Source organism: Actinacidiphila glaucinigra, assembly GCF_900188405.1.
GTDB classification, from domain to species: domain Bacteria; phylum Actinomycetota; class Actinomycetes; order Streptomycetales; family Streptomycetaceae; genus Actinacidiphila; species Actinacidiphila glaucinigra.
In genome coordinates this window covers 1-13,535 of sequence record NZ_FZOF01000048.1, presented here as the reverse complement: position 1 = coordinate 13,535, position 13,535 = coordinate 1, and the positions used below count along the sequence as shown (strand labels likewise).

Annotated in this window: 9 protein-coding genes and 2 pseudogenes; 9 read left to right on the top strand and 2 right to left on the bottom strand. The window is 68.2% G+C overall.

Annotated elements, in window-relative coordinates:
• The first annotated feature begins 382 nt into the window (after positions 1-382).
• The 5 genes from CHF15_RS45350 (at position 383) to CHF15_RS41865 (ending at position 8,234) form a co-directional block, all read left to right on the top strand.
• Positions 383-526 carry a hypothetical protein gene (locus CHF15_RS45350; protein WP_179280230.1) on the top strand — a complete coding sequence of 48 codons (144 nt, stop codon included), beginning with the start codon at positions 383-385 and terminating at the stop codon, positions 524-526.
• Between the two features lie 461 nt (positions 527-987).
• On the top strand, positions 988-6,579 hold the full coding sequence (locus CHF15_RS41880) for a GH92 family glycosyl hydrolase (protein WP_245939345.1): 5,592 nt from the start codon (positions 988-990) through the stop codon (positions 6,577-6,579).
• A gap of 713 nt (positions 6,580-7,292) precedes the next feature.
• On the top strand, positions 7,293-7,490 hold the full coding sequence (locus CHF15_RS41875; protein WP_089229199.1) for a type II toxin-antitoxin system Phd/YefM family antitoxin: 198 nt from the start codon (positions 7,293-7,295) through the stop codon (positions 7,488-7,490).
• 34 nt (positions 7,491-7,524) lie between these two features.
• Positions 7,525-7,890, top strand: coding sequence for a hypothetical protein (locus CHF15_RS41870; protein ID WP_089229198.1), 366 nt, complete (start codon positions 7,525-7,527; stop codon positions 7,888-7,890).
• Positions 7,887-8,234 (top strand): hypothetical protein, encoded by a 348-nt coding sequence (locus CHF15_RS41865; RefSeq protein ID WP_089229197.1) that lies wholly within the window; start codon positions 7,887-7,889, stop codon positions 8,232-8,234. Before CHF15_RS41870 ends, CHF15_RS41865 begins: the two co-directional genes overlap by 4 nt.
• A gap of 467 nt (positions 8,235-8,701) precedes the next feature.
• Here CHF15_RS41865 and CHF15_RS41860 read toward each other — a convergent pair whose 3' ends face one another.
• Together CHF15_RS41860 and CHF15_RS44625 are read right to left on the bottom strand one after the other, a co-directional pair.
• Complete coding sequence (locus tag CHF15_RS41860; RefSeq protein WP_089229196.1) at positions 8,702-10,006, bottom strand: ISL3 family transposase; 1,305 nt, start codon at positions 10,004-10,006, stop codon at positions 8,702-8,704.
• Positions 10,007-10,291: 285 nt separating this feature from the next.
• Positions 10,292-10,606: a hypothetical protein gene (locus tag CHF15_RS44625; RefSeq protein WP_143681762.1), complete on the bottom strand. Its 315-nt coding sequence runs from the start codon at positions 10,604-10,606 to the stop codon at positions 10,292-10,294.
• A 557-nt stretch (positions 10,607-11,163) separates the two neighbouring features.
• Here CHF15_RS44625 and CHF15_RS41855 point away from each other — a divergent pair.
• From CHF15_RS41855 to CHF15_RS45560, 4 genes and pseudogenes are all read left to right on the top strand, one after another.
• Positions 11,164-11,403, top strand: a complete 240-nt coding sequence (locus CHF15_RS41855) for a hypothetical protein (RefSeq protein ID WP_220093401.1) — start codon at positions 11,164-11,166, stop codon at positions 11,401-11,403.
• A gap of 657 nt (positions 11,404-12,060) precedes the next feature.
• Positions 12,061-12,156 (top strand): annotated as a pseudogene (locus CHF15_RS46670) (transposase); the annotation flags it as partial.
• A 594-nt stretch (positions 12,157-12,750) separates the two neighbouring features.
• Entirely contained in the window at positions 12,751-13,101 is a 351-nt protein-coding gene (locus CHF15_RS41845; protein WP_089229194.1) for an STAS domain-containing protein, read from the top strand.
• A gap of 123 nt (positions 13,102-13,224) precedes the next feature.
• A pseudogene (locus CHF15_RS45560) lies at positions 13,225-13,535 on the top strand (hypothetical protein); the annotation flags it as partial.

The window sequence follows — 13,535 nt, the reverse complement described above, 5'->3', positions numbered from 1 at the left end:
AGGCATGATTGGCAGCCCCTGTGGTGCCGTGTTGGGTTGCTGATCCGGTCAGCGGAGGTCTTGGGGGTTCCGGCCGGCGGCCGGCGTTCCCGGCAGAGATCGTGTGGATGGTCCAGGATGCCCTGCACTGGGGCTTGGCTGAGCTGCTGCTCGCCGATGCCGAGGCCTCCGTGCTGTTCGGCGGGCAGGTCCGCGACGGGAGGCTGCGCTCCCCGTCCTACGCCGACCTGGGACGGGTTCCGGCTCACCGAAGGTGGCCGCCCCGCCGCCGTGGCCGAGGCCGAGCAGCCCGAGAGCACGGCAGGGAGTTCGGGCAAGAGGATGCGGGGCACGTGAGGAGCGGCGGGCGTGGTGGCGTCGCGAGGACGGTGCCTCGCCGCTGGTGCGGCGCTGGCTGCAGGTCGAGTGCGAGGCCGGCACCGCCTACCTGGCGCTCGCGGAACTGCCCGCCACCGGCACGTACGCCGCCGTCGCGGGCGGCATCCCCAGGGGCGAGCTCAACGTACTGATGCTCCCGCAGGCCTGAAGCGCGGGGCCTCGCGGCGCCACCCCGGCGGGACGGGACGGGACGGGCCCGGTCCGCCCGCCCGGTCACGGCCGGGCGAACCGGGAAGGAAAACGGGCTATTTCACGGGGGTTACGCGCTCCACTCTTGACAACGTTGTCTGGAAAGGAACACGCTAACCGCGATCTACGGCAGGTGTGCCCTTTTACGAGTCCCCCATCCCTTTACGGAGCTTCCGCGTGATCCAGGACCTTCGCCCCAACACACAAGTGGGGCCGGGGCGGTTGTCGCTGCCCCGCGTCGGCGATCGTGGCACCGCTGCGTACTGACCTGTTCTGACCTGTACTGACCTGTTCTCCGGGTCGAACCGCCTCCTGGCGCCGTCCAGGACCGAGCCGCGGCGAGCCCCGACGTGATGCTCCCGACCTCCAATGACGAAAGGTCCCCCCGTGTCACCTTCCCCCTCTGCCCGCCATTTGTCCTTGCGAAGATGGGCCGGCGCGGCGATAGCCCTGTCGTTGCCCGTGGGGCTGCTGGCCGTCGCACCCTCGGTGGTTGCCGCGGCGCCGCCGCCCGGCAACTTCAGTTCCTCCTTCGAGTCGGCCGACCCGCAGGCCGCGGCGAGCACCGTCGAGGTCGACGGCAGCGGCAAGCCGGTCCAGGAGAACCTGAGCGGATCGAGCTCCACCGGACTGCCCGGCAGCCTGCTCGACCAGGTCAGCGCGGTGACCGCCAGCGCCGACAACCCGCCCGGGGAAGTCGCCTCCAACGTCAAGGACGCCAATCCGTCGACCAAGTGGCTGGCGTTCGCCAAGACCGGCTGGGTGACGTACCGGCTGGCCAAGCCCGCGGCGGTGGTGAAGTACTCGCTGACCTCCGCGAACGACGCGGCGGGCCGCGACCCCAAGGACTTCACCGTTCAGGGGTCGAACGACGGCGGCGCGTGGACCGACCTGGACACGCGGACGGGTGTGAGCTTCAGCGGGCGGTTCGCCACCAACACCTACAGCTTCAGCAACACGACGGCCTACGCGTACTACCGGCTGAACGTCACGGCGAACTCCGGTGACTCGATCCTCCAGCTCGCGGACTGGAACATCAGCGACGGCTCGAACGTCCTGCCGCCCGCCACCCCGATGGTCAGTGTCGCCGGCGCGGGACCGGTCAGCGGCTACAACATGAAGCCGGCGGCCGGGTTCACCGGCGTGGCCTCGCTGCGGTACTCGGGCGGCGCGCGGGCCGACGGCCGCTCGTACGCGACCAACAAGCTCTTCGACGTCGACATCCCGGTCGGACCCAAGACCCGGCTGTCGTACAAGATCTTCCCCGAGTTCACGGCCAAGGACACCCAGTACCCGTCCACCTACGCGGCCGTCGACCTGCACTTCACCGACGGCACCTACCTGAGCGGCCTCTCGCCCGTCGACCAGCACGGCTACGCGCTCACCGCGTCCGGGCAGGGTGCGTCGAAGGTGCTCTACGCCGACCAGTGGAACGCGGTGCAGTCCGAGATCGGCGCGGTCGCGAACGGCAAGACGATCGACCGCGTCCTGCTCTCCTACGACGACCCCAAGGCGACCGCCTCGACGCGTTTCCAGGGCTGGCTCGACGCCGTCACCGTGTCGGGCACCCCGACGCCGGTGGACGGCTCCAGCCTGACCAACTTCGTCGACACCCGGCGCGGCACCAACGCGTCCGGCGGGTTCTCGCGCGGCAACAACCTGCCGATCTCGGCGGTGCCGAACGGCTTCAACTTCTTCACGCCGGTCACCAACGCCGCGTCCAACTCCTGGCAGTACGACTACCAGTCGGGCAACAACGCGGCCAACCTGCCGACGCTGCAGGGACTCGCGATCTCGCACGAGCCCAGCCCGTGGATGGGTGACCGCAACCAGATGTCGGTCATGCCGGTGCCGGCCGGGGGCTCGCTCACCGGAGCGCCCAGCGGACGCGCGCTCGCCTTCAGCCACGACGACGAGATCGCGCGGCCTGACTTCTACCAGGTCACCACGCAGAACGGCCTGAAGGCGCAGATGTCGCCCACCGACCACGGTGGCATCATGCAGTTCACCTTCCCGACCGGGCAGACCACCGGAAGCCTGGTCTTCTACAACGGCACGTTCACCATCGGCACGGACGGCACCTTCACCGGCTGGGTGGACAACGGAAGCGGTCTGTCGGCCGGTCGCAGCCGGATGTTCGTGTCCGGCACCTTCGACCGGGCGCCGACGGCGACCTCCGCCACTTCCGCCACCTTCGACACCTCCGCGAGCCGGCAGGTGACGCTGCGGATCGCGACCTCGTTCCTCTCGGTCGACCAGGCGGGCAAGAACCTCGGCCTGGAGGTCACCGGGAAGAGCTTCGACCAGATCCACGACGCGGCCACCGCGACGTGGAAGGACCGGCTCGGCCGGATCGAGGTGCAGGGCGCGAACGAGACGCAGAAGGTCACGCTCTACTCGAACCTCTACCGGTTGAACCTGTACCCGAACTCGCAGTCGGAGAACACCGGCACCGCCGCCGCGCCGCGCTGGCAGTACGCGAGCCCGGTGTCGGCGCCGACCGGCACGTCGACCGCCACGCAGACCGGCGCCAAGGTCGTGGACGGCCAGATCTACGTCAACAACGGGTTCTGGGACACCTACCGCACCGTGTGGCCCGCCTACTCGCTGCTGTACCCGGACGTCGCGGCCAAGATCTCCGACGGCTTCGTCCAGCAGTACCGCGACGGCGGGTGGATAGCCCGCTGGTCCTCGCCCGGCTACGCCGACCTGATGACCGGCACCAGCGCGAACGTCGCACTGGCCGAGGCCTACCTGAACGGTGTCGACGTGCCCGACCCGCTCGCCGCGTACGAGGCGGCGGTCAAGGACGCGACCGTCGCGTCCGGCCGCAGCGAGGTCGGCCGCAAGGGCATCGAGAACGGGCTGTTCCTCGGTTACACGCCGACCTCCACCGGCGAGTCCGTGTCGTGGGCGCTGGAAGGCTTCATCAACGACTACGGCATCGGCAACATGGGCGCGGCCCTGGCCGACGACAAGTCGGTGCCGAAGGACGACCGCAAGCGGATCAAGGAGGAGTCGGCGTACTTCCTCGAGCGTGCCCGCAACTACGTCAACCTCTTCGACAAGGACAGCAAGTTCTTCGAGGGACGCCAGGCCAACGGCACGTTCCTCACCGGCAACCCGCTCGACTGGGGCGGCGCCTACACCGAGACGAACGGCTGGAACTTCGCGTTCACCGCGCAGCAGGACGGCCAGGGCCTGGCCAACCTCTACGGCGGTCAGAAGCAGCTGGAGCAGAAGCTCGACCAGTTCTTCTCCACCCCGGAGAACGCCGACCACCCCGGTGGGTACAACGGCACGATCCACGAGATGCTCGAGGCGCAGGCGGTGCGCCTGGGCCAGCTCGGCATGAGCAACCAGCCCTCGCACCACATCCCGTACATGTACGACTACGCCGGTGCGCCGTCCAAGACGCAGGCGATCGTGCGGGAGATCCTGCAGCGCCTCTATGTCGGCGACGAGATCGGCCAGGGCTACCCGGGTGACGAGGACAACGGCGAGATGTCGTCGTGGTACATCCTCAGCTCGCTGGGCATCTACCCGCTGCAGGCCGGCTCGTCCAACTGGGCCATAGGCTCGCCGCAGTTCACCAAGATGACCGTCCACCGCAAGAGCGGCGACATCGTTGTCAACGCGCCGGACAACAGCACCAAGAACGTGTACGTGCAGGGTGTGAAGGTCAACGGCAAGACCCAGCGCGGGGTGTCCGTCGACTCGGCCAAGCTCGTCCACGGCGGCACGATCGACTTCGCGATGGGCTCGCAGCCGTCGTCCTGGGGCACCGGCAAGAAGGACGCGCCGCCGTCGCTGACCAAGGGCACAGACGTGCCCAAGCCCTTGCAGGACACCACGGGTCCGGGCCTCGGCACCGCGACCACCAGCGACGGGCAGGACGCGTCGAAGCTGTTCGACGACTCGTCGACCACGCAGATGACCTTCGCCACCGACGAGCCCCAGATCAACTGGGTCTACCGCGGCGGCAAGCAGAGGCCGTCGTACTACACCCTCACCTCCGGTGCGGGCGCGGGCGACCCGACGGACTGGAAACTGCAGGCCTCCAACGACGGGATCACCTGGACCACGCTCGACTCACGTCACCGCGAGATGTTCCCGTCGCGCAACCAGACCCGGCCGTTCAAGATCGGCAATCCGGGCAAGTTCGCACGGTTCCGCCTGGTCGTGAAGGAGACCGCTGGCGCCGCGCAGACCAGCCTCGCCGAGGTCGAACTGCTGGCGGGCGGCGACGTCCAGCTCGGTGGCGGCGACCTCACGGTCGCCGGCGTGAGCAGCGGGCTGCACGCGACGTCCGGCGTCGCGGTCTCGGCACCCCTGGCCACCGTCACCGGGGGCACCGCGAGCGGCTACCAGGCCACGATCGACTGGGGTGACGGCTCGCCGGTCACGACGGGCACCACGGCTCTGAGCTCGCGGGGCGTGTACAGCGTCAGCGGTACGCACACCTACGCCAAGCCCGGTTACTACCAGGCGAACGTCACGGTGACCGACGGCACCGTCCAGGGCTCGGGCACGGTCGGGGCCGACGTGGCGTACGCGCCGAGCTCCAGCCTCACCGCCGCCTTCGACACCGTCTGCATCGGGGACGAGGGCGCGCTCGCCGCGAACTGCGACAGCAAGTCCTGGGCGTACTCGCGTGCCGCTCTCAAGGCGGCCGGCGTGACCCAGGGCCAGCAGTACGACGTGCCCGGCACGGCGCTGCACTTCACGCTGCCGGAGACCCCGGTGGGCCAGCCGGACAACGCGACGGGCAACGGCAGCACGCTCGTGCTCAACCTGCCGGAGGACGCGAAGAGCATCTCGTTCATCGGCGCCGGCACGCAGGGCAACCAGAACACCACCGGCACGGCGACGTTCAGCGACGGCAGCACCGCCGCCGTCCCGATCCAGATGAGCGACTGGACGCTGGGCGGCAACGCAGGCGGCACGCCGTCCTTCGGCAACATCGTCGTCGCCAAGTCCGCCTACCGACTGCTTGGCACGAGCCGGGACAGCGCCCAGCCGTTCCTGTTCGCCACCACGCCGTTCGAGATCCCGGCGGGCAAGACGCTGGTGTCGGTGACCCTGCCCAAGCAGACCGGCGACGCCGGTTCCGCCGGCCGGATCCACGTGTTCGCCGTCGCCCACGACGGCACGCCGGCGCCCGCGCTGGTGACCACCACTCCCAAGGACCGGACGGCCACCCCGGGGAAGGCCCTCGCGGCGGACCTCGGTTCGGTGACCGGCGGCGTTCCCGGCCCGACGGGCTACCAGGCCCGCGTCCAGTGGGGTGACGGCACGGTTCCGTCCGACGCCACGGTCGACGCGTCCGGTGCGATCAGCGGAGAGCACACGTACGTGCAGCAGGGCACGTACACCGTGCACGTCACCACGTGGGACACGCTGTCCAGCAGGACTGAGACGTTCACCGTGACCGTGGGGAAGGCGGCGCTGCAGCCGTCGATCTCGGCGTCGGCATCCACCACCGTCGAGGCCGGTGACGCGATCACCGTCAACGGCAGCGGGTTCGCCGCCGGCGAGCGCGTGACCGTCAAGCTGGGCACCAGCCCGGCGCGCAGCGTGACCGTCGAGGCCTCTGCGACGGGCGCGGTCCACGCGTCCGTGGCGGCGTCCGATGACGCGCAGCCCGGCCGGTACGCCATCACCGCGGCCGGCACGTCCTCACGGACTCCGGCGACGGCCACCGTCCGAGTGACCGATGAACCGCAGGCGCGGACGTACCGACCCGACGTGCTGTTGTCGACGACGTCGGGGCCGCGCGCCACGGCGATCGTCGTCAACGCCAGCGGGTTCGCGCCGAACGAGGCCGTGAGGATCGGCTTCGGTGACGGTCTCGCCTTCATCACCGTGCACGCGAACGCCGACGGTGTGATCCACGGCGCGACCATCAGCGTTCCGGGGGCGGCCAAGCCGGGTCCGACCGGTGTCACGCTGGCCGGCGCCGATTCGGCGACCCATGTTCGGCTGCACTTCGAGGTCACCGACCGAAACTGACCCGAACTGAGTTGGACTGAGCTGAACCAGTCAAAGCCGCCGGTGGGCGGGGCCGTGATCACGGCCCCGCCCACCGGTGCTTTTCCGTGCTGCCCCGCGGGCGCGGCGCACGGGCATCGCGGTTACGGCCGGCGGCCTGGGCCGCGTCCGGGGGCTACAGGGGGGCCAGAGCCCCTTCTCGGCGCCGTCCCGGCAGCGCTGGGCAAGCCGCCCGACGGGGCGGCCACGGCCTTGGACGGCTCCAGGGCGGCCCAGCGTATGACCCGGCAGCGGTGATGTATTCAGGTCTTCAGGCTCAACCACACTCCTCACACGCTGGGACAACAGAATCCGCTACGTCCCGCCCGACAGCGACCCTGGCTGAGGCACGACCGTTCCTGCCTTGTGTGGCAGCGCGGTCCGGTTGACGGGGACGGTGGCAGGGGCGATGGCGCCGACATGACGGTGGGGGCCGGCGGGTGCGGCAGCTGCGGCTGCCGTGTCTACTGGTGGATTCGGTGTCCCGGTCGGGGTATTGGCCCGGAAGCTGACCCAGCGCGGTCTGGGGATGGACCGCGGCGCGGGGTCCAACCGTGCAGGTCACTGCGTCCGGGCGGCGCGGCTGTCGTCGCTGGCTGCAACCACGGTTGGTCACGGCGGGGTGCGGGGTGGGAAGCGGCGAGTCCGGAAGCGGCAAGTATGGCAACTATGATAGTTGCGGTAGTGTGGGGAGTATGCAGCTGAGGACGTACACGACGATCGACCTCCGCAAAGCCCTGGGTGAGATCCTTGACCGCACCCGCATCGCGGGTGAGGCGGCTGCGATCACACGCAAGGGTAAGACCGTCGCCTATCTGGTGCCCGCCGAGTGGTTCGAGCAGCAGCAGGTCGCACAGCAGCCGGCCTCCGAGACCGACCAGGACGCGGCCTGAGGCGCCGGGCAGGAAGTGCAGGAGCTTTCACATCATGAGTGCCCAGCCTGTGCATGCCGGCGGATCCGGAGGAGACAAGCCCCGAGTACCACCGATGCCCGAGCAGACCCCGCAAGCTCTGCGTCTCGCTATCCAGAAGCACGCCCCGCACCTTCTGCCGGACTTCGAGGCCCACTGGCGACGGGCGATTGGGGACGCTTTCAACCTCACTCCTGTGCCTGCCTTCATGCGTCTGTGGTGGACCGAGTACGCCATCGCCCGCGACCCGCGCCTGGCCGCGCGCCTGCATGACCTCGAAGCCCGCGCCGCGGACTGCGAGGATCCCGAGGAGTCGGCCGGTCTCCTGGCCGAGTACAGCCGTCTGCGGCGTGAAGCAGCCATGGTGAAGCCCGGCCAGTGACGGACGACCTTCCCCAGCCGCTGTGGCTGATGGACTGGACGACAGAAGCGCGTCAGGACTTTGACGCCATGCCCGCCGACGGCAGACAACTCGTCCTGGCCGCCCGTGCCGAACTGATCACCGCCCAGGACCCCTACTACCGCGGCATCGACGCCGACGCCTGCCTGCCGCACTGGATCACCGTCAGTCCCCTGGCTTCCACCAGGCCCGGCGGGCCTCATATAGCCGATCTCGCCGGCGGCCGCGGATGGCTGATCTTCATTTTCATCCGCCGCCACGCCGTGCCCCTGATCACGGTCATCGAGGCGTTCTGGACCTCATCGGTCCAGGACTGGAAGCACTGACTGACCTTCAGCGCGGTGAGGGTTCCCCGTGAGGTCTGCGGGACCTGCCACGCCCCGGCAAGGGTTCCGCGACCGTGGACGACTCCAGGCCATCCGGGGTCAGCCCATCACCCCGATGAGAGCTCCGGGGTAGGGACTGGGCACCGCACTGGTCAGCACCGCAGCCGTGTGGATGCAGCACTATCTGTAGTGCCGTCTGCGATCTCTCGGTTTCGGGTGTGATCACGGCCGAAGGCTTGCAGGGGATCTACTTCTGCGACTGTCGTGGCGGAAGACCTGTTGGTCGGTGATTGGGGAGCAGGGGATGAACGCGGTCGACCCGGAGCCGTCCCCGCCATCTCGTAGTGGCCACTTAACGGGGGAGACGGCGCTGGCTCCGTTCGGCATGCCAACAATCTCGGATGCATGGGTGGATGAAGGGCCACGACAATGGCGAGATGCGGGACTGTACAAAGAACGGCCCCGTCTCACATTCGGTGGTGACGGAGCGTGCTGCTATCCGGGAGGATGCGGTGGCTAAGTAGGGTGAAGCCTGCTCGTCCGTGCATCTGGCGCGCGATCCGCTTGGTTTTGGTGTTGACGCCCTCGGTGGGGCCGTTGCTGAACGGAAGCGTGAGCGCGGCGATCACTGCGTCCCGGTCTCGGTCCAGGCCGCGGGCGAAGGAGTGCAGGTGGGGCAGATCGGTTGTGCGGACCTGGACGATCCAGTCCGAGAGTCCGCCGGCGTTTCCTTCGCGAGGCGTCAGGAACTGGGCGAAATCGGCGATGAGGGCAGCAAGTTGGGTTATCTCGGGGCAGGCGGCGGTGAGCCGTCCCAGGAGGTCGCGATGCTCGCTCTTGAGGTTGTCGGGCCTGGTGAGGAGCATCCGGGCGAGCCGGCGTGGGGAGATGTGGCTGCGGTCGGCGTCTGCGCGGCCTTGGTTGATGTACTTGTAAAGCAGGTTGAGGCAGCCGGTGTAGCCGAGGGCCTTGATCTCTTCGAAAAGGTGCCTGACAGGGACAGTGGGGTCCTCGGCCCGGCATTTGCGCAGGTGCTCGCGGTAGGGGTCGACGAGGCTGGCGCGGTATTTGGGGACGCGGAGCATCCGCTCGGGCCGGTCGGCTCGCGCGTAGCGTTTGACGGTGTTCAGGGCCAGCTGCAGCCGGCGGGCGCATTCGAGCAGGCCCAAGCCCTGATTGAGCAGGTCGTGGATCTGGTGCCAGCGTTGAAGGGCGGTTTGGGCGCGTGGCCCGTCGTAGATGGGTGCGTCCAGTACGGTGGCCCAGCAGCTGCTGTGCGCCTTCACCTCGCTGAGGGCGGCCTCGCACAGGTTGTGCCACAGATGCCATCTGTCGGCGACCTGCAGCGCGTCGGGCAGGGCCCGGCGGATGGCCTCGGCATAGGTCGTGGAGCCGTCACGGCAGACGACCTCGACGCCCGGGTGCTTGCGCAGCCACGCTTCCAGCGTGTCGGCGGTGCGGTCCGGCACGTCGATCCGCTCGTGGGTCTCGGCGTCGATCACCACGGTGGCGTAGCGGTGCCGCCGGCGCAGGGCGAAGTCGTCGACGCCGATCACGCGGGGCGTCCGTCGCCCGTTGACCGGAACGTCGGCCACCGTCCGCGAGTGATAGCCGTGCACCCGTCCCGACGACGCCTCGCACACCGGACAGACCGCGGTGTCCAGCGGCGTCCGGGCCCGCACCACGATCCGCTCACCCTCGCCGGCCACATCCTCTATGACCAGCGGCGACAGACCCGAAAACACCATCTGCACAAACTCGTTGACATCCATCACATGAAGATCAACGACCCTCGCAACTCTCCGTCACCACCGAATGTGAGACAGAGCCGTTCGTTGGACAGACCCACACCAGGGCGTGCCGGCGCCGCGAGGGCACGTCCCGGCGCGCATGTACTCCCTGTAGAGCTGCCGCGGGTCTCCGACGGCGAGCAACACGGGAGCCCGACGGCCGAGGCCCCCACCGTGCTGGGCTGCGGTGGGGGCCTCGTCATGCTCAGGCACTTGTTTAGCGTCGCGTCTTGCCCCTACTGGGCTGCGGCGCTGTTGTGCCGTCCGTCACCAGCGAGCCTTCTGCAGATCGAACAGTCCATTGCTGGGGTTGTACGTGCAGTAGTTGAACCAGGTGCTCTGGATGTAGTTCTGCCACGTGGCCTCTTCGTAGCACTTGCTGCACGAGCTGTACGAGCGGACAAAGGTCGAGTTCGGTTCAGCTTGGGTGCGCCAGCAGGGGTTGGCCAAGGCCTCCACAGAGCTGGAGTTAGCCGCGGTTTGCGGTGCGGCGGAGGCCGACACGGGGAAAGCCACCGCTGCGGCACAGGCAGCAAGACCAACTGCGAGCGTACGGACGTGGCCTTTCAGGGCCATCAACACGTTGTCTCCTCAGGTCAGTTGTGTGCTCGATCCGGGCGGAACATTGATCCACGCGCATCCTGACAGCCGCGCATGGCGACCGCCAGAGCTCCGTCGGGATTGCCTCGCTTGCCATCACCGACGAGGGCCGGCGCTCGTCATGCGCGCCGACCCTCTGCTCTCAGCACTCGGCGGTGGGGGCGTGTCGAGAGCCTCAGCGGGAGCGACGAGGGTGTTGAGGAGGGGACTGACGTGGGTGCTCTCGATGAGGCTGTTGAAAGTTTGTACATTCGACCGTACATTTTTGGATCACGAACCGGTGTTCTCCTGACGTCAGGGCGGGAGAGAGGACCGGAGGTTTGCCGACCTGCAAGGTGGCCGAGCCACCCAAACGGCGGAACCGCAGTCCGCGTCGCCCTCAGTGAAGCTCGCTATGCCAGCCACTTTGGGAAAGGAGCTTCGATGACCGCCTCGCGTGCTGCGATGCTCACCCTCGCTGTGCTCACGGTCGGAATGGTCGGCTTATGAACGCCCGTCGGTGGATCACCGCCATCTGGGGGGGCTTGTGTCTGGCCGGTATGGGCGCCACCCTGGCGCTCAACGCTGGGACGGTCATGGACAAGCCGGAATCTCGCCCCGGGGAGTCGATACCGACGGGCACGCACGCCGTCGACTGCCAGGCGCTCGCCAACGACCTCGAACAAGCCCGCGCTGAGGCAAAGCGAGAGCGACGCGACACGTCGTTCAGCGCCACCTCTGTCTCCGTACTGGAGGAGTGCGCGGACGAACTCGAAGACCGTGGCCTGAAGACACGCTGAGGTGGCACGTCCCACGCCCGTGCGTCCTGGCGTCTCCTGCGTAAGTCACGAAGCAGCACGCCCTACGATGGTGCTGAGGGCGTACGCATCACGGGGCCGATCGCATCGCGTCAATCTCCCCTGGAGATTGGGCAAGCGCTTCCCATAAGTACGGCGAAGCGCGACCTGCGGAAACCGCAGTTGAGCACAGCGTTCAGGGCCGGACACCTTCTAAGCGCTTGGCCGCAGGTTCGAGTCCTGCCGGTGGCACGCCCTGCGCCCCTCCCTCGCGGAGGGGCTTTTTGCTGGTCAAGGCCCACTGTGACCGCGCCCGAGTCGGCACTGACTCTCCTTGGAGATCTTGGGAAGGGTACGGCGCTGTCCGGCTGTCTCCGGGTGGCTGCGGACAATGCGCGGACACGTCCTCCATCTCGGCGACCGGAGAGGCGTGCCGCGGTCTGACAGTCCGCGGCCACCGCTGGGCCAGCGACGCTGCTTGTCACCATGACTAGATCCCAGCGCGGTCTTGGCACAAATACCTCTACCTCGATCAAGGCACCCGGCGTCGCTCACGCTCCGCCGGGCGCGCGGCCGACGTCCGGCCGCGCCCACGCTCCAGTCTTCGCCCCGCTCGGCGCGCCGTCCGCCGCCGCGCGCCAGCGAACGTAGCCCGAGGAGCAGCAACTGGCCCGCTGGACGCATCAACGGGATGCCCTGCCTGCCACCTACCAGGCCATCGCCGGACTGGTCTCCGACCGCACCACCGCAGCCTGAACTACAGCCCTCCAGCAGACCACCACGCCCTCACCCGCTATCACGTACCAGCTCGTAAGGGGCGGTCCCACCGCGGCAGGCGGGCCAGCGTTTGACGGGACCGCGTCTGAGGCCGGCCCGCCTGGTTGGCTTAGGGGCTGCGCTCCGCACGGGCGGGCATCAGCAGGTTCCAGCCGACCCCGGAACGCTCGTGGGGTACCGGCGGGAAGGTGTGGCCTTGTACGTCCGTGCTGGTGAAGCGGTCGCCCTGACCTCAGGTGGCCACAGCGGGGTGTGGAGCGGGAGCCTCCCGTGCTGCAGCACCGCCATTGGTTCCGACCGCGTGCCCGTAGAGCGCACAGCGGTCACGCGGTCGGCAACAGCAATTTGCCGCTGCGACCGGCGGGGCCTGGTGTTCATAGCGGCAGTGTGCAACCGTTCTATGTACCAGCCAGGTCTGGCGAGGGACCCCGCGCTACCAACCGATCACGCTGAGTGGTTGACGGTGGGTACGGGTGGTCTTACTCGACTAGGGCGGCGCGTCGCCGCCCGCTTTGCGGCCACTTCCTGCGGAGGTCGACCGTGAGGGGCTCTGAACCCGATCGGTGACCTCCCATGCAGAACATCGAGATCGACGTCGACGAAGCGGGCGCGCTGACGACAATCGCGCTGGCCGGCGAACTGGACTTGGCAACGTGCCCCCAGGTCACTGAAGTCACGGATGCTGTTCAGCTGTGCGGCAGGACGCTCTGCATTGACCTCTCCGGCATCACCTTTATGGGCTCCACCAGCCTGAACATGCTCCTCCGCCTCCGCATGCGGGCAGAAGCCGAGGGCGGCGCCCTCGAGCTCGCAGGCCTGCAGCACCAAGCGGAACGCGTTCTCGTCCTCACCGGGGCTCGCGACCTGTTCCGCATTCGCCCCCGCATCAGTGCACCGGCCCAAGTCACCTCACTTTGTGACTAGGAGCTGTCCGGTCGATCATTGCGCTGCCTCGTGCTCGGGCTCCTGTCTGCGCCGGGTGCGGATTCAGGCAGCGGTGATCGGCCGTAGCTTCTCGCCGACGGCGCGGCCCGCGAGAATGTGGGTATGGATGCTGCTGAAGACCCTGTAGCCGTGGTTGCGTGCTTGCTGGATGAGCCGTGGGACGGCAGGTGGAACAGCCTTGCGGTGGCGGGCGTCGATCTAGTGTCGATTTACACCAGGATGGAGGGCTGCACGTACACGTGGATCACCAATGGCGGCTCCCTCCACGAGCGGGGGATGGCGACCGTGAGGTTCATCTCTGACGAGATTGAAAGGGTCCTTCCCGAACTGGCTGAACATGACAGCGTGCACGTATGGACTCGGTTGCACAGGATGGCTCAGCTGATGGTCGCTCACAACAACGCACCGGTTGA